This window comes from Methanobrevibacter sp. (genome assembly GCF_051877095.1).
Taxonomy (GTDB): domain Archaea; phylum Methanobacteriota; class Methanobacteria; order Methanobacteriales; family Methanobacteriaceae; genus Methanocatella.
This window is the reverse complement of the sequence record NZ_JBJEIO010000002.1, coordinates 12,966-32,962: the sequence shown is the minus strand read 5'-3', so window position 1 is coordinate 32,962 and position 19,997 is coordinate 12,966. Positions and strand designations below refer to the sequence as shown.

32 protein-coding genes are annotated in these 19,997 nt (G+C 32.1%); 2 read left to right on the top strand and 30 right to left on the bottom strand.

Translation table 11 applies throughout. From position 1 onward, the window contains the following. Window positions 1-102: 102 nt before the first annotated feature. From ACI389_RS01405 to ACI389_RS01270, 28 genes are all read right to left on the bottom strand, one after another. Window positions 103-672, bottom strand: a complete 570-nt coding sequence (locus ACI389_RS01405) for a DUF106 domain-containing protein (protein ID WP_439779770.1) — start codon at window positions 670-672, stop codon at window positions 103-105. A gap of 19 nt (window positions 673-691) precedes the next feature. After that, a complete protein-coding gene (locus ACI389_RS01400) occupies window positions 692-1,252 on the bottom strand; it encodes an adenylate kinase (RefSeq protein ID WP_439779769.1) in 561 nt (186 codons plus the stop codon). Window positions 1,253-1,294: 42 nt separating this feature from the next. After that, window positions 1,295-2,656 carry a preprotein translocase subunit SecY gene (secY, locus tag ACI389_RS01395; RefSeq protein ID WP_439779768.1) on the bottom strand — a complete coding sequence of 454 codons (1,362 nt, stop codon included), beginning with the start codon at window positions 2,654-2,656 and terminating at the stop codon, window positions 1,295-1,297. Between the two features lie 33 nt (window positions 2,657-2,689). Then, entirely contained in the window at window positions 2,690-3,127 is a 438-nt protein-coding gene (locus ACI389_RS01390; RefSeq protein WP_439779767.1) for an uL15m family ribosomal protein, read from the bottom strand. A 15-nt stretch (window positions 3,128-3,142) separates the two neighbouring features. Then, a complete protein-coding gene (locus ACI389_RS01385) occupies window positions 3,143-3,601 on the bottom strand; it encodes a 50S ribosomal protein L30 (RefSeq protein WP_439779766.1) in 459 nt (152 codons plus the stop codon). An 11-nt stretch (window positions 3,602-3,612) separates the two neighbouring features. Further along, on the bottom strand, window positions 3,613-4,254 hold the full coding sequence (gene rpsE, locus ACI389_RS01380; RefSeq protein WP_439779765.1) for a 30S ribosomal protein S5: 642 nt from the start codon (window positions 4,252-4,254) through the stop codon (window positions 3,613-3,615). 2 nt (window positions 4,255-4,256) lie between these two features. Then, the gene (locus ACI389_RS01375; RefSeq protein ID WP_439779764.1) at window positions 4,257-4,838 is read right to left on the bottom strand and encodes a 50S ribosomal protein L18; all 582 of its coding nucleotides are present in this window, start codon (window positions 4,836-4,838) and stop codon (window positions 4,257-4,259) included. 2 nt (window positions 4,839-4,840) lie between these two features. Further along, entirely contained in the window at window positions 4,841-5,296 is a 456-nt protein-coding gene (locus ACI389_RS01370) for a 50S ribosomal protein L19e (protein WP_439779763.1), read from the bottom strand. Window positions 5,297-5,425: 129 nt separating this feature from the next. Further along, the gene (locus ACI389_RS01365; RefSeq protein ID WP_069574683.1) at window positions 5,426-5,755 is read right to left on the bottom strand and encodes a 50S ribosomal protein L32e; all 330 of its coding nucleotides are present in this window, start codon (window positions 5,753-5,755) and stop codon (window positions 5,426-5,428) included. A 14-nt stretch (window positions 5,756-5,769) separates the two neighbouring features. Beyond that, complete coding sequence (locus ACI389_RS01360; RefSeq protein WP_439779762.1) at window positions 5,770-6,306, bottom strand: 50S ribosomal protein L6; 537 nt, start codon at window positions 6,304-6,306, stop codon at window positions 5,770-5,772. 8 nt (window positions 6,307-6,314) lie between these two features. Continuing rightward, window positions 6,315-6,707 (bottom strand): 30S ribosomal protein S8, encoded by a 393-nt coding sequence (locus ACI389_RS01355; RefSeq protein WP_439779761.1) that lies wholly within the window; start codon window positions 6,705-6,707, stop codon window positions 6,315-6,317. 11 nt (window positions 6,708-6,718) lie between these two features. Then, window positions 6,719-6,862 carry a 30S ribosomal protein S14 gene (locus ACI389_RS01350; protein WP_069574686.1) on the bottom strand — a complete coding sequence of 48 codons (144 nt, stop codon included), beginning with the start codon at window positions 6,860-6,862 and terminating at the stop codon, window positions 6,719-6,721. A gap of 9 nt (window positions 6,863-6,871) precedes the next feature. Then, the gene (locus tag ACI389_RS01345) at window positions 6,872-7,384 is read right to left on the bottom strand and encodes a 50S ribosomal protein L5 (protein WP_439779760.1); all 513 of its coding nucleotides are present in this window, start codon (window positions 7,382-7,384) and stop codon (window positions 6,872-6,874) included. Beyond that, window positions 7,381-8,109 (bottom strand): 30S ribosomal protein S4e, encoded by a 729-nt coding sequence (locus ACI389_RS01340; protein ID WP_439779759.1) that lies wholly within the window; start codon window positions 8,107-8,109, stop codon window positions 7,381-7,383. The genes ACI389_RS01345 and ACI389_RS01340 overlap by 4 nt, the downstream gene beginning before the upstream one ends. A gap of 1 nt (window position 8,110) precedes the next feature. Further along, window positions 8,111-8,461 carry a 50S ribosomal protein L24 gene (gene rplX, locus ACI389_RS01335; RefSeq protein ID WP_439779758.1) on the bottom strand — a complete coding sequence of 117 codons (351 nt, stop codon included), beginning with the start codon at window positions 8,459-8,461 and terminating at the stop codon, window positions 8,111-8,113. Between the two features lie 8 nt (window positions 8,462-8,469). Further along, window positions 8,470-8,868 carry a 50S ribosomal protein L14 gene (locus tag ACI389_RS01330; RefSeq protein WP_067043685.1) on the bottom strand — a complete coding sequence of 133 codons (399 nt, stop codon included), beginning with the start codon at window positions 8,866-8,868 and terminating at the stop codon, window positions 8,470-8,472. A 5-nt stretch (window positions 8,869-8,873) separates the two neighbouring features. Continuing rightward, window positions 8,874-9,191 (bottom strand): 30S ribosomal protein S17, encoded by a 318-nt coding sequence (locus ACI389_RS01325; protein WP_439779757.1) that lies wholly within the window; start codon window positions 9,189-9,191, stop codon window positions 8,874-8,876. Window positions 9,192-9,202: 11 nt separating this feature from the next. Next, a complete protein-coding gene (gene rnp1 / locus ACI389_RS01320; protein WP_439779756.1) occupies window positions 9,203-9,481 on the bottom strand; it encodes a ribonuclease P protein component 1 in 279 nt (92 codons plus the stop codon). Between the two features lie 80 nt (window positions 9,482-9,561). After that, a complete protein-coding gene (yciH, locus tag ACI389_RS01315; protein WP_069574692.1) occupies window positions 9,562-9,900 on the bottom strand; it encodes a stress response translation initiation inhibitor YciH in 339 nt (112 codons plus the stop codon). After that, the gene (rpmC, locus tag ACI389_RS01310) at window positions 9,901-10,107 is read right to left on the bottom strand and encodes a 50S ribosomal protein L29 (RefSeq protein WP_432644677.1); all 207 of its coding nucleotides are present in this window, start codon (window positions 10,105-10,107) and stop codon (window positions 9,901-9,903) included. A 34-nt stretch (window positions 10,108-10,141) separates the two neighbouring features. Beyond that, complete coding sequence (locus ACI389_RS01305; protein WP_439779755.1) at window positions 10,142-10,861, bottom strand: 30S ribosomal protein S3; 720 nt, start codon at window positions 10,859-10,861, stop codon at window positions 10,142-10,144. Beyond that, a complete protein-coding gene (locus ACI389_RS01300; RefSeq protein WP_439779754.1) occupies window positions 10,861-11,325 on the bottom strand; it encodes a 50S ribosomal protein L22 in 465 nt (154 codons plus the stop codon). Before ACI389_RS01300 ends, ACI389_RS01305 begins: the two co-directional genes overlap by 1 nt. A gap of 12 nt (window positions 11,326-11,337) precedes the next feature. Then, a complete protein-coding gene (rpsS, locus tag ACI389_RS01295) occupies window positions 11,338-11,748 on the bottom strand; it encodes a 30S ribosomal protein S19 (protein ID WP_439779753.1) in 411 nt (136 codons plus the stop codon). A 15-nt stretch (window positions 11,749-11,763) separates the two neighbouring features. After that, window positions 11,764-12,489, bottom strand: a complete 726-nt coding sequence (locus ACI389_RS01290) for a 50S ribosomal protein L2 (RefSeq protein WP_439779752.1) — start codon at window positions 12,487-12,489, stop codon at window positions 11,764-11,766. Window positions 12,490-12,501: 12 nt separating this feature from the next. After that, on the bottom strand, window positions 12,502-12,762 hold the full coding sequence (locus ACI389_RS01285; RefSeq protein WP_439779751.1) for a 50S ribosomal protein L23: 261 nt from the start codon (window positions 12,760-12,762) through the stop codon (window positions 12,502-12,504). Window positions 12,763-12,784: 22 nt separating this feature from the next. Beyond that, window positions 12,785-13,549: a 50S ribosomal protein L4 gene (rpl4p, locus tag ACI389_RS01280; RefSeq protein WP_439779750.1), complete on the bottom strand. Its 765-nt coding sequence runs from the start codon at window positions 13,547-13,549 to the stop codon at window positions 12,785-12,787. A gap of 2 nt (window positions 13,550-13,551) precedes the next feature. Continuing rightward, window positions 13,552-14,562 (bottom strand): 50S ribosomal protein L3, encoded by a 1,011-nt coding sequence (rpl3p, locus tag ACI389_RS01275; RefSeq protein WP_439779749.1) that lies wholly within the window; start codon window positions 14,560-14,562, stop codon window positions 13,552-13,554. 338 nt (window positions 14,563-14,900) lie between these two features. Then, a complete protein-coding gene (locus ACI389_RS01270) occupies window positions 14,901-15,728 on the bottom strand; it encodes a putative RNA uridine N3 methyltransferase (protein ID WP_439779748.1) in 828 nt (275 codons plus the stop codon). A gap of 335 nt (window positions 15,729-16,063) precedes the next feature. Between ACI389_RS01270 and ACI389_RS01265 the strand changes: the two genes are divergently transcribed. Together ACI389_RS01265 and ACI389_RS01260 are read left to right on the top strand one after the other, a co-directional pair. After that, window positions 16,064-17,539 carry an acetyl-CoA carboxylase biotin carboxylase subunit gene (locus ACI389_RS01265; protein ID WP_439779747.1) on the top strand — a complete coding sequence of 492 codons (1,476 nt, stop codon included), beginning with the start codon at window positions 16,064-16,066 and terminating at the stop codon, window positions 17,537-17,539. A 27-nt stretch (window positions 17,540-17,566) separates the two neighbouring features. Continuing rightward, window positions 17,567-18,484, top strand: a complete 918-nt coding sequence (locus tag ACI389_RS01260) for a biotin--[acetyl-CoA-carboxylase] ligase (protein ID WP_439779746.1) — start codon at window positions 17,567-17,569, stop codon at window positions 18,482-18,484. Here ACI389_RS01260 and ACI389_RS01255 read toward each other — a convergent pair. Both ACI389_RS01255 and ACI389_RS01250 read right to left on the bottom strand, forming a co-directional pair. Beyond that, the gene (locus ACI389_RS01255; protein WP_439779745.1) at window positions 18,474-19,628 is read right to left on the bottom strand and encodes a TIGR03576 family pyridoxal phosphate-dependent enzyme; all 1,155 of its coding nucleotides are present in this window, start codon (window positions 19,626-19,628) and stop codon (window positions 18,474-18,476) included. The two genes, ACI389_RS01260 and ACI389_RS01255, sit on opposite strands and share 11 nt — an antisense overlap. Further along, window positions 19,629-19,958: a hypothetical protein gene (locus ACI389_RS01250; protein WP_439779744.1), complete on the bottom strand. Its 330-nt coding sequence runs from the start codon at window positions 19,956-19,958 to the stop codon at window positions 19,629-19,631. Window positions 19,959-19,997: the final 39 nt, after the last annotated feature.

Below are 19,997 nucleotides of genomic sequence, written 5' to 3'. Positions count from 1 at the left end.
AATAATTTTAATAATTTAATAATTGTGTAATAGCGTATTCAAAATAGAATACTATAATATATATTTCTCATTATTAATAAAGGTATAGTTTTTTAGAGTTATTCAGAACCCTTGTTTGAATCCTAAGAATTTTCTTAAAATTTGACTCATACCAAATGTACAAATCATATACCACAATAACCAACCAATTCCATATGGAATTGTAGCTTGACCACCATAGAAAATACTACCAACAAAATGCCAAAGAGGAGTCAAAGTAACCCAATAAACAGTGGATGGCAATATAATTACCAAATCATGAATTGCAGATGTTCTCATCCAAAAGAATATTAAAATAATAGGAACAAAAGTAACAATCACTGGTTTAAACTGTTCAGACATCATTGCAGTATTCTCTTTCATCATTTCCGCTTGTTTAGCCTGAAGTTCAGCCATTTTTTTACCGTCACCTCTTTTTTGAGCATCTCTAAGCTCTTTATTAAACTCTTGCATTTTTGCTTGTTTTTCATTTAAAGCATCTTGGTCAACTAAATACTTATTAGCAATAGTTGTAATTAAAGATACAATAAATGCAATAATCAATACAGTTAAAGCAGGATTGCTTGGGTTTGGATCCATAGCAAGAATTGGATTGAAAATTGTATTCAAAGCATCATAAATAATCTCAAACATATTATACCTCAATAATAATTTATAACTCTAAAACATCAACTAATTTTGAAACAGAAGAATTTAAATGATTATCATGGTTTTCAACTATTTTAACAGTAGCACCAGTTAAAGTAGCATAAGCCATGGAAGTTGCTCTGTTCATTTCTTGATGTAATTTAATTTCTTTAGCTTTTTGAACATCTCTTTGACGAGATTCATCATTTAATCTTCTATAAATAATTTCATCAGCATTAGCTTCAATTAAAATAAAAAGATCTGGTTGTAATTGTTCTAAAACCCAAATTGGAAGTCCTGGTAAAAATCCAGCAGGTGTATTAATAGTACAATGAGTATCTACAATAACATTATCATTTTCAGATCTTTGTTTTATTTCTTTTGCTGCTTTAGCTTGAATTTCTTTTTGTGTTTCAGCTGGTAATTTTCTTAAAGAATCCCTATCTTCAACAATATTTTCCTTAATTGCAATTTCAGTCATTATGTCTCCATAGTTTAAATGCACATAATCAACTTGTTCTAAAGCTTTATTAAGTAAAGTTGTACTTCCAGAACCAGGAATACCAGTTAATACTACTAATTTCAATTTAATCCCCCACATATCGTTAAAAGAAAAAAAGGAGAAATATTAATCTCCTCCTAAAACTTTCCTAAGAACAGGATTTGCAGACATAAGTTGTTCTTGAGCCATTTCCTCATAAAGTTTATGAAGAATACCTACAGTAAGTAAAACACCAGTACCTCCACCTAAAGCACCAGTTAAATCTGCAAGGAAAGCAATAAGTCCTACATAAATACCACTAATAATAGTTAGTGCAGGAATATACTTTTTCAAAATTTTATATAATTGACGTTTACTACTTCTGAATCCAGGTATTTGAATACCTGATTTATATAGTTGCTCAGAAATCTTTTTAGCATTTAATCCACTAATCTCTACCCATAAGTATGAGAATACTATACAACAAGCCAAGAAGAATAATGCATATACAAGAACATGAATTGGTTCTGTGACAAACATGGATAAATTAGGTGTGGATAACAACCAAGCAATACCATCAACAGCTTTACCATTTTCAAGATGTCCTAAAATTGGGACTCCAACTTTTTGGAAAATATTTGCAAACAAAGTAACATTCACAAGTAATGCACTTGTTAAAATTACGGGCATATTACTTGAGTAAACAAATTTCAATGGATATTTACCAACAGATCCTCTAATCCTACCATGACCTTTAACTTGACCATGAGAAATAGGAATTTCTACTTTCATTGCTTCACCATATAAAACAACTATGAATACAATGATAGTTGCTAATAATGGAACTAAAATAGATAGATCTATAGTACCGCCAGCAGCGAGTTGGATGAATTTAGGAATAATCCCTGCAAATAATCCATCTGCACCATTTAAGAAACTGAAAGTACCTACAATAATAGCTTGACATACACCTGCTGCGATGAACAAACCAATACCACTACCAAATCCCCATTTTGAAACAACTTCATCAAGGTAAATAATTACTAATGCACCAACAACAAGTTGAGCAATTAATATTAAAGTATAAGAACCATCAATTGGTAATAAGTTACCAGTTAATACTAAAACAGCTGCTTCAAAGACTGTAAAAACAATAGAAAGAATTTTTTGAGTAGCTTGGAAATGAGATTTATCCTTATGAGAAGATAAATCCAAATCCAAAATGTTTGAACCAACTAATAATTGTAAAACAATAGACGCAGTAACAATCGGACCAATACCTAAAGTAAGAATAGAACCGAAGCTTCCTGCCATAACTGCTCTCAACTGAGCAAATGAATCAATAGCTCCAGGAGCTAACCCATATAATGGGATTTCAGTCAATATAAAATATAAAACTAAAACAAGAGCAGTCCATTTAAGCTTTTCATTAAAATCTTCTCTGTGAACAGGAGATTTAACTTCAGGAATTATTCTAAAGACCGGCTCTAAAAATTCTAGTGATGACATTTTTTTCCTCTAATAATATAAAAGAGAAAAAAGCTATAATTCTATAGCTTCTCCTCCTAATTCTTCAATTTTTTCAACAGCAGATGCTGAAAATTGAGGAGCTGAAATTTTGAAAGTTTTGGTAATTTTACCTTTACCTAAAACTTTGTCGTAACCTAATTCAGTTACATCAATCACAATAGCATCACCATCTTGAGATGCTTTACCATTTGCAATTAACTTATCAGCTTGTTCTTCTAAATAATTTAAATTAACAGCATTAATTTTATTAATCATTTTTTGAGGTCTTTTGAAACCGTGTTTACCAAAGTGGTTAGGGTCGTGGATTACAGTCCAGGTCCAATGTTGTTTACCCATACCTGCTTTTCCTTTTCCACCTTTGTTACCTGCACCTCTACGTTTTTTAGTACAGCCTCCACCGTTGGATCTAGAACCTCTTTGTTTGTTAATTTTACGTTTTGTTCTAATCATAAATACACACCCGGTTTAAAGCATTTTCTTTGCGAGTTCTTTAATATTTTCTCCCCTGTAACCTAAGGATCCACCTTCTTGTACAGATAAACGAATATCTTCATATCCTTTTCTAGGAGGGTGTAAACGGAATACAGGTTTAATTCCAACATCAGCTAATTTAACTTTAGATTCAATTACAGCTTGAGCTAAATCAGCGATATCTTTGTAATCAGTATTTTCAGCAACATATTCATCAGTGACTTTTACATTACCTGGGAGTCTTCCTCTTTTAGTGATGATAGCAGATAAAGTTTCTGCATCAATTTCACCCCAAGTGATGTAATCCTTAGATTTTTGAAGCATACCTTCAAAACTAGGATTTTCTTCAACGAGTACTGCATGGCTGATTCTGTTAAGTCTTAACATATCTAAGGTGTCAGCAATATTCTGAATAACACCAGTAGTTCCTCTAACTCTAATAACTAAAAACATATAATCACCATTTAGTAGTTAACGCCCATTTTTTTGAGGTCTTTTTGACTTGCTTTTACATTACTTAATTCTTTTAAAGCAGCAAATACTGCATTAGCGAAGTTTACAGTAGTTTGAGTTTGTCCGAAAGATTGAGACCATACATCATGAATACCAGCAAGTTTCAAGATAGTTTTACCAACATCACCAATCACTAAACCTACTCCTGCAGGTGCAGGGATTAAGTTTACACTTACACTACTGGTTTTACCTTGTACTTTAAATGGTACGGTGTGTTCTCTTCCACATACACAACCCCAATCTCCACAACCTCTTCTAATTTTAATAAGATTGTATTTAGCGTTGTCTACAGCTTTTCTAATAGCAGGACCAACCTCTTTAGCTTTACCTTGGCCTAATCCTACATAACCATTTTTGTTACCTACAGCAACAATTACTCTGAAATTAACTTTTCTACCAGATTTATGCATCCTTTGAACTAAGTTAACATCCATTACTTCTTCTTCTAAATCAGGAATTAAGGCATCAACTATTTCTAATTCCATAATTGGAAGACCTTTTTCAAAGATTTCATCGATATCAGTAATGGTTCCATCTTTAACTAATTTACCCAATTTAGTTTTAGGTTCCCACTCATCAATATTAAAACTCATAGTTATTCCTCTGCCTCATCAATATTCTTAATAGTTTCTTCAAAGTTTGCAGGTAAATCTTTAGGATCAAGACCTCTTTCAAAATACTTTGAGAATTTTTTAGCAACTTCTTCGGAGTCTAAAGATTCAGCATATGCAGCAACATGTCCTCCATTAATACGGTCATCATCTGGGAAAATAGAATCACCGTGAGGAACTTCTAAACCTGCATCAATAGCACCTTTAAGAGCTGCGAAGATTTTTGATCCTTTAATTGGAGATTTTAAACCAATGTCTAAAATTGCATCTTCAACACCTTGAGCTAAAGCTCTTTTAGCACAAAGATAACCAGTTAAGTAAAATGCACTAATGTTACTAGTGTGTCCTAAGTAACCATATTTAGCTAATTGTTTACTTACAGCTGAAGCAACAGTTAAATCTCCTTCAGGAGCATAATTAATAACTTGAACAGTAGCTTGAGCGTTAGAAACTCTAACAACTAAACGAGCTTTGTCATAGCTGACTAATTTCATTCTTGCTGCGTAATTAGTTTTACCTTCTCTTCTTCTTCTGAAAGCTACTTTATAATTAGTTCCTTGTGCCATGTTTACTCATCTCCTTTAATTAAATCATGGTCACGGGCATAGTTTCTCATGTAAGATTTACTTCTGAATGCGCCACCCTTAGCCATTTTGTATAATTTACGGTAGGTAGTAACATCAATTATTTCATCTTCACGCATTTCTTTAAGATCTTTTCTCAAAGCTCTAATAGTAGTCATCCAAGCTTTTTTCTTAGGATTACGAGCTTTTTTAGCTCCTTTAATACTACCTCTACCTTTTCTTTTTCCTTTTGCTTTTTGTTCTTTAATTTTTTTAGATCTGTAGCTACTAATACCTTTTTGAGGTTTTGCTTTAATAGCACCATCATTAATTAACTGCTTTACTCCTTCCCTAGTAATTGCCATAGATACTTCTTCTAATCTTTCTGGATCAATCCAAACACGATTAAGACCTACTTTGAGTATACTAGCAGCTAATCTTTTTTGAGTTGTAAGATTCATATATATAATCCTCCATACAGCATAGCTGTTAAATTTAGATATAATCTAAATTCCCTTATTTTAATTTAATTTAATAACCATTTCAATTCATAAAAACCCGGAATTGACTGGCCTATAATTATGATTTATTTATTTATTTAAAACTTTAATACCAAGTTCTAATGCTTTTGCGAGCATTAAATCTTTTTTCCTTTTCCCGATAGAAGCACTTATTCTTGCAGCTTCAGTAGCTGGGTCTAAGTCTTCTAATTCTTGCATATTATGAACAAGAACATCTTTGAATCCTGAAGGGTGTAAATCCCTAATAGCTCTAGGGGTTCTGTAACCAATTGCTGGCATGTCAGGTTTACCAGCTTCATATCTTCTCATTTTACTGGTTTTACCTCTAGGGCGTCTCCATTTGATTCCAAGTTTTTTATAACGAGCATATTCTTGTCTTTTAAATCTTTTATTAGCCATTTAAATCACCAAATTTATTCTTTGCTAATTAAGTATATTCCATCTTGGAATACTCTAGGATCTCTTCCTTTAATCTTAGTTGCTTGTTCTAAGTTAGCCATAGTTTGACCAACATGTTCCTTATTAACACCAGTAATTGTTACCTCATCACCTTTAACTGCTACTTTAGCAGAACCTACAATTTTAGCAGTCCTTGGGTGTCTTTCCCCAAGGAAGTTGTCAATTACAACAGTATCTTTTTGAACTTTTACAGTCATTGGAAAGTGAGCGAATACAATTTTCATATGGTAAGTAAAACCATCAGTTACACCAACAATCATATTGTTAATGTGTGCTCTTGTAGTTCCAATCATTGCTTTATCTTTCTTTTTAGGGAATGCTGTTTCTAAAATAACAACATCATCTTCTTCCTTAATACTTACATTAGGATAAGTAAATTTTCTGGAGTCTTCCCCATTAGGTCCTTTTACAGAGACCTCATTATTTTCAATTATAACTTCAACGCCTTCAGGGATTTCAATTTCTTCCCTTATAGCTGCAGCTACTACCATTTTATCACCTAATACATGTAAGCCAACAAACGTCCACCAATTCCTCTTTCTTTAGCCTCATTGTGAGTCATAATTCCTTGAGGAGTAGTGACAATTAAAATACCAAAGTTTTTTGCTGGCAAATATCTTTTTTCAAATCTTTCAAATTCATCTTTTTTAACAGCATGACGAGGTTTGATAACACCACATTTGTTAATGTTACCGATTAATTCAACATTGAATTTACCTGCCCTATTGTCATCAACATATTCAAAATTACCAATATAATTCTCTTTTTGCATTGTGCTTAAAACTTGTCCAATTAATTTGGAAGCAGGAGAAATAACACAAGAATCATTTACTTGTAATTCATTATTTCTAATATTAGTTAAAGCATCAGCAAGAGGATCCATAAGACTCATAGTAATTACCTCTAATTATATTTTTTAAATCCAATTTTAGGAGCAATTTCCCTAAAACATTGTCTGCATAAGTTTAATCCATATCTACTAATCATAGCAGAGTGATCTCCACAACGACTACATTTTTTAGCAGCTTTTCCGTATTTTCTTGGCAAAATATCACCTTATTCAGTTATATAATTAACTTTAAAGTTTTCTTCCATAAATTTCATAGTTTCTTCTTTAGAAATTCTATGTTTTTGAGGAACTTTCTTTTGTTGGATTTTTCTTTTAGATATTCTATAACCTGGTTTTTCAAAGGTAATAGAAACATTCATACCAAAAATACCAATATCTGGATTATATCTCATACCTGGAATGTCAATATGTTCTTTAATACCAAAAGAAAGGTTTCCTTGTGCATCAAATTGAGTAGGTCTAATATTTCTATTAATACCATCTAAAACCATATTAATAGCTTTTTCTGCTTTTTCCCCACGTAAAGTCAATTTACATGCGATAGGTTGTTTTTTCCTAATTCCCCATTCTGGGTTAGTAACTTTGGAAAAAGTTTTAACAGGAGTTTGATCGAACATACTTTCTAAAAGAGTAATAGCACGAGATAATTTTTCACCTGCTTCACCAACACCGATACTTACAGTAGCTTTTTCGATACGTACTTCATTCATTGGGTTCATTTATTAACCTCCAATAAATCGATTACTGGTGCATCATTACCAACTACAAATGCATATTCTTTTAAAGTTAAGAATTCATCTTTAGCACTATTTTCAATAATAATAGTGTTAGGGTTAGTAGATTTATTTTCAATAATTTCAGATACAGTACCTAATTCACCTGTGTGTTTACCACCAGTAACAAGAACAGTAGCTCCTTTTTCTAATGAATATACATCAACAATTTCTTGTTCAGGTACTTTTAAACAAATTACATCTCCAACAGAGTAAGCATCTTCTTCAATGATAACATTTTTACCATCATGAAGATTTAATTGAGTTTTTCCACCTTTAATAGTGGTTTTATTAACAATTTTAGATAATTTAGCACTTGCGTCTTCGATTAATTTTAATTGTAATCTTCCTTTTCTATCTAAAAGAACTCTATAAGATTCCTCAGTTTTTGGAATATCAATAACATCCATAAATCCTACTGGGAATTTATAATCTTTAACAACAATTCCATTAATTAAAACATTACCAGAGTTGATAATCCTTTTTGCTTCTCTAGCATTATCAGCTAATTTTAAAACATCTCTGATAACTAAAGTTAATGGAATAGAATTGTTAATGGAGTGAGAACCTGCGGAAGGTTTTACAGTCCAAGTATCTTCTTTAGGATGAATAGGCCAAGATTTAGGTGCTTTATATCTTTTAAGATGTTTTCTAGATCCCATTTTAGCCATATTAATTATCTCCTTTATTTTTAATTCTTCTATCGTCTTTTAAATCTGCTTCAATAATCACTAAGTTAGATGGATCAACTGGAAGGAAAGTAGCAGTTCCATCAGGTTTTGATAAAGTAACTTCATTAATAGTAACTTTGTAAGAATTGTAATCTACAGTGAGAACTTCTCCTTCATGTCCTTTGAAGTCTCCACGAACAACTCTAACTTTGTCTCCGGTTCTGACTGGTAAAGATTTTTTACCTACTTTTTCCCTTAAATCTTTACTTACAGAAGCACTTAAGTATTTACCACGTGCGTGAGCAGGAGCAGTATAACGAGCTTTTCTTTGTTTTCTTGGTTGAATTGACATTTTTTCACCTATACTAAAATATTAGCCGCACTACCTACACTCGGCCATCTATCAGCTGCTTCTTTAGCAACAGGACCTCTAATTTCAGATCCTTTTAAAATTCCTTCTGGAGTAATAATGACAGCAGCATTATCTTCAAATTTAACACGAAGACCATCAGCACGTCTATATTCCTTTTTTTGTCTAACTACAACTGCGTTGACAACTTCTCTTCTCATGTCAGCAGTTCCTTTTTTAACAGAAGCAACAACTAAGTCTCCAACACCAGCAACATCGAGTCTTCTTCTTACACCTTTAAATCCTTTTACGGAAATAATTTCGATTTCACGAGCACCAGTATTGTCAACACATTGGAGAGTTGCTCCAATTGGTAATGCTTTAGTTACACTTGAGGTTAATGGTTTCATAATATTTACTCTCCTTTAACTTCAACTAAAACAAAATGTTTAGTTTTACTTAATGGTCTACATTCTGCAATTTTTACAGAATCACCAACATTCACATTTAAGCAATCTGGTTTGTGAACATTGATTTTAGATTTCCTTTTTTCATATCTTTCATATTTTTTAATGAATTTATAGTAACTACGTTCAACAGTAATAGTCCTTTCTGCTTTGTCACTTACAACAATTCCTTCAAGAACTTGACCCCTTACAGATAAAGTTCCGTGAAAAGGGCAATTAGGATCATTACATGTAGTTTCTGGTTCTTGAACGTTAAGCCCAACCATATTATCACCATTTATATTTTTTTAAATCTTTTTTTTATTCTATCTTCAGGACGAATGGACAAAATATTACCATCAATTTTAACTTTTTCCCCATTCGGAAGTTCAAACACGAAAAATGTTCCATTTTTAGGAATCATTTTTTCGCTGTTATCTTCTTCTTCAATACTAATGGTATTTTTTGTCTCATCAATAACTGTTCCTTTTAAATTAAGAGAAGGATTATTCGGATTCATAACATGAACTTTTAATCCTATGAATTCATGATGAACTAAATTCTTTGAAGTAATCATGGAATCATCTCTTAATATAATATTTACAATAATTATGCAGAATTACAATAATTAATTGAAAAACATATCGAATAGATGAATTATCTCCTTTTCTTATTATTTTTCTTAGATTCACGAATTTCAATAGTATCAGATGAGAAACCCATATCAGATAAAACTTTTTTAACTTTAACTTTGTGATCTCCTTGGAGTTCTATTTGACCATTTTTAGCAGTTCCTCCACAAGCACATTTTGCTTTGAGGGTTTTTGTGAGTTCTCTTATATCAATATCGTGTTCATCTATACCTTCGATAATAGTCATGAGTTTCCCAAATCTTCTTCTAACAGTGAAAACTTTTAAAGATTGAACTTCACGTGCAATTTCTTCACAAACACAAAGTTCTTCAGGAAGCCCACATACATCACAAATTTTTGACATTTAATTCTCCTTTTGTTTTTCGTTCATTATTGTAAGAACACGAGCAATAGTTCTTTTTAATTCTCTAATTTTACCAGGGTTTTCATTTACCCCAGCTGCTGCACTTTTAGAAACGTTTTTGGATAATTCAGCTCTGAGTTCAACTAATTTATCTTGAATCTCATCAACTTCCATGTCCCAAATTTCTTTACTTCTTAAAATTGCCATTGTTCCAACTCTTTTAAGATAATTAAATTGAAATTTAACTATCATCTTCCTCTACTTCTTCAATAGATTCTTCTTCAACAACTTCTTCTAATTCATCGAGATCTTCAACTTCTTCAATGATTTCTTCTTCGATAACTTCATCATCATCTTCGATAATCATTGTAGGGGGAAGAATTTCAACTGAATCAGGTAATACAGTTTCAGGAGGCATAATTCTTACATAAATACCTAAAACACCAGGTTTTAATTGAGCAGTAGCAAAACCTTCTTCAACTAATCTGATTGAAGGTTCACCACATTTTTTAATGTATCCTTCAACAAATTTAGCTACAGCAGATCTAGAACCTCTGATTTTACCAGAAATAGTTACTTCTACACCTTGAGCCCCTGCACCCATGATTCTACGGATAGTTGAGTAAGCAACTCTTCTAAAGTGCATACCTCTTTCTAACATGTTAGCTATTTTGTAAGCCATAATTTTAGGGTTAAGTTCAGGAACTTCAACTTCTTTAACTTCAATTTGAGGATTATCTAATCCAAATTCAGATTTGAGAGTGTTGGTAATAGCTCTTACATTTTTACCTCCTCTACCAATAACCATACCTGGTCTTTCTGCGTAGACAACAACCATGGTCCCTAAAGGAGTAATTTGAACATCCATACCACCGTATCCAGCTCTTTCAAGTTCTTTTTCTAAGTATTCATCAATTCTAGTCCTTCTAAGGCCCTCTGTGACAAAATCTTTTTCTATCATTAGTTAGCCTCCTGTAATACAATTTGAATATGAGTAGTAGGGGTATTGAATGGAGTCATTCTACCGAATGCTCTTGGGATATATCCAGGAATTACAACACCTTTGTGACTAGATATATGTTCAATGACTAATTTTTCAGTGTCCATACCTTTGTACTCTGCATTAGCTTCTGCGTTTTCTAAAACTTTTAAAATTTGTTCAGCTGCTTTTACAGGATATCTACCAGAAGACCATCCTTTGAGTCCTTTTCTGTGACCAACTTTTCTGTTGTGTCTTTTAAAAGGAACTGCTTTTTTCATCTCAATAACATCTTCTAAGTAGGTTTTAGCTTTAGCTACTTCCATTCCTCTAATTGCGCTGCAAATCTCAACACTGTGTTTTGGAGAAATCTTAAGAGATTTTGCCATAGCACGTGCAGTTTTTGCCTCATCAACTTTTTCATTATAAGCATATTTGTTAGCCATGTTTTAATCTCCTTATTTAAGTGGTACAAACATGGATGATCTGGTAGCACCCATACCTGGGTCTCCGTGTTGAACTCTTTTCCTTGTTGGTGCGTATTCACCAAAGTAATGACCAATCATTTCTGGTTCAATAGTGACTTCAACGAAATTTTGACCATCGTAAATACCGAAAGTGGTTCCAACCATTTCAGGTATAACAATCATGTCTCTACAATGGGTCCTAATAACAACAGGACGACCATCTTTAGTTCCTTCTTTATTTAATTTTCTCATTTTATCCAAAACAATTTGTTGTCTTGGTAAGAATCCTCTTTTTAAAGATCTTCTTTGTCTTGCAGGGAATAATTCCATTACTTCTTCTAAAGACATTTGTTGAAGTTCTTCAAGAGTATAACCTTTATATTTAAATATTTTTCTTGCCAATGAAACACCCTCTATCTATCTTTTTAAACCTGTTCTCTTAGCTGCAATTGAACCAACTTTTCTTCCTGGTGGTGCATGTCTTGAAACAGTAGTTGGACGACCAGGATGTTGTCTGTTACCTCCACCGTGAGGGTGATCAACAGCGTTCATTGCTACACCTCTAACAGTCATGAATTTCTTACCTTTAGCTTTATAAGCATGCCATTTTTTACCAGCTTTAAGGAATGGTTTATCTTTTCTACCTCCACCAGCAACTACACCGATACTTGCACGGCAGTTAGGGTTTAAGTATTTTAATTCACCAGATGGTAATTCAACAACAGCTTGATTTGCATCATGAGTAACAACTGAAGCATAAGTTCCAGAAGATCTTACAAAACGTCCACCGTCACCAGGGGTGTTTTCAATATCATAAATTGGAGTACCTTCAGGAATTTCAGCAAGTGGTAATGTGTTACCGAATTTAATAGGAGCAGAAATACCGCATTCAATTTCATCATTGATTTGAATACTTTCAGGTGCTAAGATGTATTTCTTTTCACCATTTTCGAATTTTACTTCTGCGATAGGAGCGGTTCTTGCTGGATCATGTAAAATATCAATAACTTTACCTTTGATACTACCTTCTTTTTCTAATGCATCGTAAGATCGGTATCTAATTTTATCTTTGAAACGATGAGAAGCAACACGGTGAGCAGGAGTTCCTCTTCCTCTTCTTTGATGTATTAATCGTTTTCCCATTCAAATTCCTCCTTAGAATACACCTATTCTGACAGCAAGTTCTTCTGCCATTTCTTCTTCAACAAGTTTAATGTATGCTACTTTTACACCACGAGTAGTAATGTGAGTATTAACTCTAGCTACTTTTTCTTCGTATAATTCCTCGAAAGCCCTTTTAATTTGACCTTTATTAGCTTCACGATTTACAACAAAACTAATTTCATTATTTTGATCAATTAAATTCATGGTTTTTTCAGTAACATGAGGTTTAATAATAATTGAGTAAGCATTCATAATAATCACCTATTTTTCCAAATTATTGGAATAAACCTCCTAATTTTTCAACTGCTGATTTAGTGTAAATAGTAAGTCTTCCTGCATGGGTACCTGGTGCTAATAATTCAGCATTTAAGTTTTCAGCAGCAACCACATCGACACCAGCATGGTTTCTTGCACCTAAATGAATACCTTTATCTTCACCAACGACTACGAGAGGTCCTTTTACTTTTTTGTATTTTCTTCCTCTAGTTTTACCTCTACCAGCTCTGATTCTTTTTCCTTCTTTAGCACGTACGACATCATCGTAAACACCTAAGTTTTGGAAAATTTCACGAGTTTGTTTAGCAGTTTTTACAGCTTCAATATCATCTTCAACAATAATAGGAACTTGTTCTAAATCTGCAACTTTGTGACCTCTATTTTCAACAATTTCTTTATTAGTAGTTGCTGCAATAGCTGATCTAATTGCAAGTCTTCTTTCTTTTATGTTGATTTTTTCATGATGATTTTTTTCAGCTCTAGTAGGATGTGCTTGTCTACCACCAATTGCCATTGGTACAAATGCTGCTTTAGAACCGTTTTTAATCCTAGGTACTCTAGCAGTTCCTCTACCGGAACCCCATCCTTTAGCAGAAGTTCTTTTACCTGCCATTGGATCGTTACCCCATGGTTGTACTCTTGCAGATTGTGCAGAAAGTACAGCTCTTTTAATTAAATCTGGTCTGTACACTTCATCAAAAATAGCTGGAAGTTCAATTTCTTCTTTAACTTCCCCATTAATAGAATAAACATTAACTTTCATGATTATGCCCCTTGTTTAGATTTAGTACTAATATAATTAATTTGAGGGATATCCTCAGCCTTATTATTAGGTCTAATAGGTTGTCTTAAGATTACTAATCTTTTAGAAGGTCCTGGGAGGGATCCTTTAACTAAAACATAATCATTTTTAACAAGACCGTACTTTATAAATCCACCGTCAGGATTGATTTGGTCAACTTCATCTGCTGATGCGATTTTTAAAATCCTTTTGTTGAATTCAGTTCTTTTATGGTATCCCATTTGACCTGCTTGAGCTACAGTCCACATGGTTCTTCTAGGAGTCCAAGGTCCGATAGAACCTACGTGTCTACCTTTACCTGCTCTTACAGCTTTACCATATTGAATTCTAATTCCCCATCTTTTAACTACACCTTGGAATCCTTTTCCTTTGGTAGTTGCGATAGCATCAACAAATTCTCCTTCATTGAAGATTTCACTAGCTTTTACTTCATTACCTAATAATTCTAATGCAGTGTTTAATTTTTCTTCAGGATTTGCTCCTCCAATACCACATTCAAATATATCTGGTTTTTTCTTAGGTACGCTAGTTACTTTTGGATTTGTGTGTACTAATACCTTAATTTCTTCTGTGTTTTCTAATGCACCTTGTATTTTTGCAATAGCTTTAGATTTATCGTATTCTTTAGGAAGAGAAATTTTCCTTGAAAGTTCTTTATCTAAATTGTCTGCAAGAACCTCGGTGATTACTTTCAATCCACGAGAAGTTTTTTCATAAGCTCTAATTCCCATTACTACGACTGGAGGTACTTCCAATACGGTTACTGGAGTGAAAACATCCATACCATTGGTTGGAGAGTTTTTATCGGAATCAGTCATTAAAACATGAGTCATACCGACTTTATAACCTGCAAGGCCGAGTAATTTTGGTTCATCAATTTGAGGCCAAGATTTTACTCTAGGGGTTTCTTTAGCTGCTCTTTTCCTTGGACTAAAAGCAACAGACCCTTTTCTTGGCTGGTGATGTCTTACCATTTAATTTAACCTCCTTATTAATATTTTTCCTTATTTTTTAAATTATTTTAATTTTTGTACTTTAATAGCCAATTTAATGACTATTAATGAGTTTTGACAAGATTATAATATTATAATCCTATCGAGTTAATAAATAGCTGCAAGCAAGCTCACAACTAGATAAATATTAAATTTTAATATACTCTATTGAGTTAAATTCAATTGGAGCACAATAAAGAATATATTTAATGTATAAATAATTCTGTGCTAAGATTATTTTTAGAAAGTCCTAAAAATATCCATGTATAAAAAGTTGAGCAAGTTATTTATTAGAGTGTAAAACTAATAAATTACGAGAATTAAAATCTCATACAATTGAATAAAGAAAGTGTAGCAAGAACAGCCTCTTCGCTTCTAACAGTTTCAGTTCCTTGTCCTGGAATAGTATTCACTTTGAATAAATCCCAGTTTGGACTTGAAACATCCTCTTGGATTGAAGAATATGGGCCACCAAATAAAATAGCAATACTTTTAGATTCATCCAATTTTGGTTTTAATTCATCAAAAATAGAATTAATATAATCTCCATATCTTGTAGTTTCAACAACAAGATTAGGTTTAATTAATTTTAAGCTATTTTTAAGACTCTTAGTAGAAGATATAACATTATATCCCCAGTAAATGTCATCTGGTTTATCAGGTGTGACTATTACTTCTTTCTTAGCAATTTTAGTAATCTTAAAGTCAAAAATTCTTTTAACAGAAAGTTGCTCTTTACAGAATGCAAGTTTCTCCATACCTATGTCCACATAAGTTCCTTTCTTATTTCTCTTAACAGTGAAACCTTGCCTATAATCACCCACGTCTGGTTGATTATTAACAGGATGATGCGGAGTTCTAAGCGGTGGAAGAATACCAACATGCTTTAATTCAGATCTTATAGGAAATGCTTTTTTCCTCAAATATTGAGGAGTATTCATATAATTCAAAATTTCAGCAATAAATTCTCCATCTATTTCCCCATCTTCGTTTTTAACATTGTCATCATTATAAATAACAACATTATCTGCTTGAAAAATAGCTAAAGCTCTACCTAAAATACCTACTTTATAAGTACGAATTTTAAGATCTTTAGACTCAGAAAGAAATGAGTTTGGAATAAATACAGATAGCTCATCTTTATACATTACTTTAATATATATAAAATAAAGTATATAAAGATTTCCCTACATCCATATACTACTAACTAATTTTACACATTTACAAGATATTATATCAGTTATAATATCCGTAGCTTCTTTTTATGCTACCAACTTTTTTATACTCAGAGAATATATTAATATAAAATATGTATAAAGTAGTATATAAAGATGTTGCTTTTTTACATTAAAAATAGGAAAAAACTCAATGAAATAAAAATTTAAATTCCTAAAACATATTTCAACAAATCTATTACAAAGATTTAATATATTAAGTTATTAATATATTATATTATTATAAAAAAATTACTTTGAGGTTTCAAATGTTTGAAAAAGTATTAGTTGCAAATAGAGGAGAAATTGCAATAAGAGTTATGCGAGCATGTCGTGAACTTGACATTAAAAGTGTATCAATATACTCTGATGCTGATAAAACTTCTCTTTATACAAATTATGCAGATGAAAGTTACCCATTAGGAAATCCTTCACCTGCAAAATCTTACTTAAATATTGAAAAAATTATAAACATTGCACTTGAATCTGGTGCTGATGCAATTCACCCAGGATATGGATTTTTAGCTGAAAATCCAAAATTCGGTGAAGAATGTGAAAAAAATGGCATTAAACTCATTGGACCAAGTGGAGATGTAATTAATAAAATGGGAGATAAAATCACTTCCAAAGCTCTTATGAAAAAAGCAGGAGTTCCGGTAATTGAAGGTACACCTGAAGGTGTCACTGATATCGAAGAAGCTAAAGAAATAGCTCGCCAAATTGGATACCCTGTAATTGTAAAGGCTTCCGCAGGTGGTGGAGGTATTGGTATGCGTGCAGTTTACGAAGAAGATGAACTTGTACGTGCAATCGAATCCACCCAATCTGTTGCATCAACTAACTTTGGAGATTCCACAGTATTTATAGAAAAATATCTTGAAAAACCACGTCACATTGAATTCCAACTTCTAGCAGATGAACATGGAAATGTAATCCACGTTGGCGATCGTGAATGTTCAATCCAGAGAAGACATCAAAAACTTTTAGAAGAAGCACCATCCCCAATTATGACTGAAGAGTTAAGGGAAGAAATGGGAGGAAGTGCAGTTAAAGCTGCTGAATATATCGGATATACAAGCGCAGGTACTGTTGAATTCTTATACGATAATGGACAATACTACTTCCTTGAAATGAATACACGTATTCAGGTAGAACACCCAATTACCGAGCTTGTTACTAATACTGACTTAATAAAGCAACAAATTTTAATAGCTAACGGTGATGAATTAAGTTATGACCAAAAAGACATTAAAGTAACAGGACATGCTATCGAATGCCGTATTAATGCTGAAGATCCACTTAATGATTTTGCACCAAATCCTGGTAAAATTACAGGTTACAGATCCCCTGGAGGTCCAGGTGTACGTTTAGATAGTGGAGTATACATGAATTATACAATTCCAACATTTTATGATTCAATGATTTCTAAATTAATTACTTACGGTCGTGACAGAAACGATGCAATTAACAGAATGAAAAGGGCATTAAGCGAATATATTATCTTAGGTATTAAAACAACAATACCATTCCATAAAGCTATCTTAAGAAACCCTAACTTTATTTCAGGTGATTTGAACACTCACTTTATTGATACTTATAAAAAAGGTATTGAAGCCGAAATGGAAAATGTTATTGCAGAAGACCTTGAGTATGTTAATAAATTAAAATCAACATTTATGCCAGCTAAAAAAATAGCTGCAATATCTGCAGCAGTAGGATCATATCAAAACATGGCAAAAAAATAATATGCAAAAATAAACTAGGGATTTTTTATGAAAGAAGAAATAATAAACTTATTAAAAAAGGAAGGTAAACTTTCTAATGAGACCATTGATGAAATAAAACAAGTAGATGTCAATGATTTCACAAATATAGTTGAAGAAATTGGAAAAGAAAAAACAGAATACATTAAAGCTGATGAAATTTCAAAAGATTTGAATACTAAATACATCGGGAAAAACCTATATGTATTCAAAGAAGTCCAATCAACCAATACTATAGCTAAATTCTTATCAGCAAACGGTGCTCCGGATGGTAGTGTTATAATTTCTGAAAGACAAACAGCAGCAAAAGGAAGATCTGGAAAATCATGGGAATCCCCACTAGGTGGTGTATGGTTATCAATAGTTCTAAATCCTCATGTTGACCATTCAAAACTTCCATTAATAACATTAGCTACTGGAGTTGCAGTTGCAAAAACTCTTGAAAAAATCGGAATTGAAAATCCAGAAATCAAATGGCCAAATGACATATTCATTAATGGTAAAAAAACTTGTGGTATCTTAACTGAAGCTATTGCAAAATTCAACACCATTGAAAATGTTATTGTCGGTGTTGGTATCGATGTAAATGTTGATATTGATAATTTCCCAGAAACTTTAAAAGAAGGAAGTACCACAATTGAAAAAGAACTTGGTGAGCGAATAAGTGAAAGTTATTTAATTAAAACCTTTTTAGAAGAATTTGAAAACATTAGTGATTTATTCGATAATGAAGGCTTTGAAGCAATCCTAAAAGAATGGAGAAAACGTTCTTACTCTATTGGAAAAATTGTAGAAGTTAGAGAACCATTCAATAAATATTACGATGGATACGTAATAGGCATTAATAGAGAAGGAGCACTAATTGTTGAAAAAATTGATGGAACCTTAGAAAAAGTAATTTCTGGAGAATGTATAATCAAAAATTAAATACAATCTCTCTACATTTTTCTTCATTTGTAATTACTTCTTGTAATTTTTCAAATGAAGATACTATTTTTTTATTTAAATCATTTAAATCTAAATTAATTGCATCACTTGATGATAATTCAAATCTTATTGTAGCAGATGCACCAGGCATTGAAACTGGTGGAATTGTTATTATCCCATAATCTTTTAATAAAATAAATGAAAATACATATGCTAAATCATCATCTGATAAATTATGTGAAACAGTGATTTCATCTCTTAGACCTTCCGGATAAATCATAACTCCAGTAGGTGATTTATTAAAATTACTAAACCTTTCAGATAATAAATCATATAATTCATCTTTTTTTGTGAAACTTTTAATTAAATTTTCTTCTTTAAAATTTTTAATACCATTTACCATTGCAAGAACTGCTGGTGGTTGAGCTTCTAGACCAAATTGATTAACTTTAATCTTAATTTCATCAATTAAATCTTCACGACCTGCCATTAATCCTCCTCTTGGACCTGGCATTAATTTATCTGTACTTGTAATTGCAATATCAGCACCTAAATCACATGCTTTTTCCTGGTCAAATACAACTGTCCTAAGTCTTGCACCAGAAGCATCATCCACCATAACAGGAATACTCTTTTCATGTGCCATTTCAATTACCTTTTTAAATTCATCTTCATCAATTACTTTATGATCCATAGTAGAACCAGTAACCACAACTAATGAAGTATTATCAGGTATTGAAAACTCTTCAAAAACATCAGTTTCAAAATAATTAGCACCGACTAAATTACAACTTCTTGGAATAGATGGATGTGCTGGAAGCTCAGCAAGATAATGCACTACATTTGAATCTTTACTAACTAAAGATAATATTGTGGCAAGTATGCCTGAAGAAGTCCTATTTACAGCAAGGACTTTTTCCCCACCCATATGTTCTTTTCCAACCTCTTGAATAGCATCTTCAAATATTGCAGGACCAACATAAGTTTCTAAAAGACTTAAATCAGAAGATGATGCGATAAATCCACCTGCTAAGCCAGTTAAATCAAATAAAAAAGAACGTCCTTTTGTTTCAACAAAATTTTTGATTATGCAAAGAGCATTTTCTCTTTTCTTAACTTCATCTAAAGAATTATTAACTATCATCTAATCAGAGTCATCCAATTCTAATTTATAATCATCAAAGAATTCTAATATTGATTTTAATTTTTTCTCATCAATAGGTATAGAAGTATACTCTTGAGTTTCAGGAATTTCATAGTAATATTCAGCTAATAAAATCCTACCTTCAGGAGTAGTAATGAAAGTTATACCATCAGCAAGCTTATCAGGGTTCTTATTATGGAATTCCACATCAAAGGAAACACCTAATTTTTCTGAGAATTTTACTTTTTCTTCACTTTCTCTGTTACACTTTCTAATTTTTGTCATTCTGGATTTTAATTTCTTTTCTGCTAATTCATTAATATCCGCCATAATAACACAACCATAATTTACAATCACTAATTTTATTAA

Coding starts and splice junctions, on each gene's coding strand:
- ACI389_RS01405 (WP_439779770.1), bottom strand. CDS start 672: ATGTTTGAGATTATTTATGATGCTTTGAATACAATTTTCAATCCAATT.
- secY (WP_439779768.1), bottom strand. CDS start 2,656: ATGTCATCACTAGAATTTTTAGAGCCGGTCTTTAGAATAATTCCTGAA.
- ACI389_RS01390 (WP_439779767.1), bottom strand. CDS start 3,127: ATGATTAGAACAAAACGTAAAATTAACAAACAAAGAGGTTCTAGATCC.
- ACI389_RS01385 (WP_439779766.1), bottom strand. CDS start 3,601: ATGTTTTTAGTTATTAGAGTTAGAGGAACTACTGGTGTTATTCAGAAT.
- rpsE (WP_439779765.1), bottom strand. CDS start 4,254: ATGAGTTTTAATATTGATGAGTGGGAACCTAAAACTAAATTGGGTAAA.
- ACI389_RS01375 (WP_439779764.1), bottom strand. CDS start 4,838: ATGGCACAAGGAACTAATTATAAAGTAGCTTTCAGAAGAAGAAGAGAA.
- ACI389_RS01370 (WP_439779763.1), bottom strand. CDS start 5,296: ATGAATCTTACAACTCAAAAAAGATTAGCTGCTAGTATACTCAAAGTA.
- ACI389_RS01365 (WP_069574683.1), bottom strand. CDS start 5,755: ATGGCTAATAAAAGATTTAAAAGACAAGAATATGCTCGTTATAAAAAA.
- ACI389_RS01360 (WP_439779762.1), bottom strand. CDS start 6,306: ATGGTAGTAGCTGCAGCTATAAGGGAAGAAATTGAAATCCCTGAAGGC.
- ACI389_RS01355 (WP_439779761.1), bottom strand. CDS start 6,707: ATGAGTCTTATGGATCCTCTTGCTGATGCTTTAACTAATATTAGAAAT.
- ACI389_RS01345 (WP_439779760.1), bottom strand. CDS start 7,384: ATGAACCCAATGAATGAAGTACGTATCGAAAAAGCTACTGTAAGTATC.
- ACI389_RS01340 (WP_439779759.1), bottom strand. CDS start 8,109: ATGGCTAAAATGGGATCTAGAAAACATCTTAAAAGATATAAAGCACCT.
- rplX (WP_439779758.1), bottom strand. CDS start 8,461: ATGTCAATTCAACCAAGAAAACAAAGAAAAGCTCGTTATACTGCTCCT.
- ACI389_RS01330 (WP_067043685.1), bottom strand. CDS start 8,868: ATGAAACCATTAACCTCAAGTGTAACTAAAGCATTACCAATTGGAGCA.
- ACI389_RS01325 (WP_439779757.1), bottom strand. CDS start 9,191: ATGGTTGGGCTTAACGTTCAAGAACCAGAAACTACATGTAATGATCCT.
- rnp1 (WP_439779756.1), bottom strand. CDS start 9,481: ATGATTACTTCAAAGAATTTAGTTCATCATGAATTCATAGGATTAAAA.
- yciH (WP_069574692.1), bottom strand. CDS start 9,900: ATGTCAAAAATTTGTGATGTATGTGGGCTTCCTGAAGAACTTTGTGTT.
- rpmC (WP_432644677.1), bottom strand. CDS start 10,107: ATGGCAATTTTAAGAAGTAAAGAAATTTGGGACATGGAAGTTGATGAG.
- ACI389_RS01305 (WP_439779755.1), bottom strand. CDS start 10,861: ATGATAGAAAAAGATTTTGTCACAGAGGGCCTTAGAAGGACTAGAATT.
- ACI389_RS01300 (WP_439779754.1), bottom strand. CDS start 11,325: ATGGCTAACAAATATGCTTATAATGAAAAAGTTGATGAGGCAAAAACT.
- ACI389_RS01290 (WP_439779752.1), bottom strand. CDS start 12,489: ATGGGAAAACGATTAATACATCAAAGAAGAGGAAGAGGAACTCCTGCT.
- ACI389_RS01285 (WP_439779751.1), bottom strand. CDS start 12,762: ATGAATGCTTACTCAATTATTATTAAACCTCATGTTACTGAAAAAACC.
- rpl4p (WP_439779750.1), bottom strand. CDS start 13,549: ATGAAAGTTAATGTTTATTCTATTAATGGGGAAGTTAAAGAAGAAATT.
- rpl3p (WP_439779749.1), bottom strand. CDS start 14,562: ATGGTAAGACATCACCAGCCAAGAAAAGGGTCTGTTGCTTTTAGTCCA.
- ACI389_RS01270 (WP_439779748.1), bottom strand. CDS start 15,728: ATGTATAAAGATGAGCTATCTGTATTTATTCCAAACTCATTTCTTTCT.
- ACI389_RS01265 (WP_439779747.1), top strand. CDS start 16,064: ATGTTTGAAAAAGTATTAGTTGCAAATAGAGGAGAAATTGCAATAAGA.
- ACI389_RS01260 (WP_439779746.1), top strand. CDS start 17,567: ATGAAAGAAGAAATAATAAACTTATTAAAAAAGGAAGGTAAACTTTCT.
- ACI389_RS01255 (WP_439779745.1), bottom strand. CDS start 19,628: ATGATAGTTAATAATTCTTTAGATGAAGTTAAGAAAAGAGAAAATGCT.
- ACI389_RS01250 (WP_439779744.1), bottom strand. CDS start 19,958: ATGGCGGATATTAATGAATTAGCAGAAAAGAAATTAAAATCCAGAATG.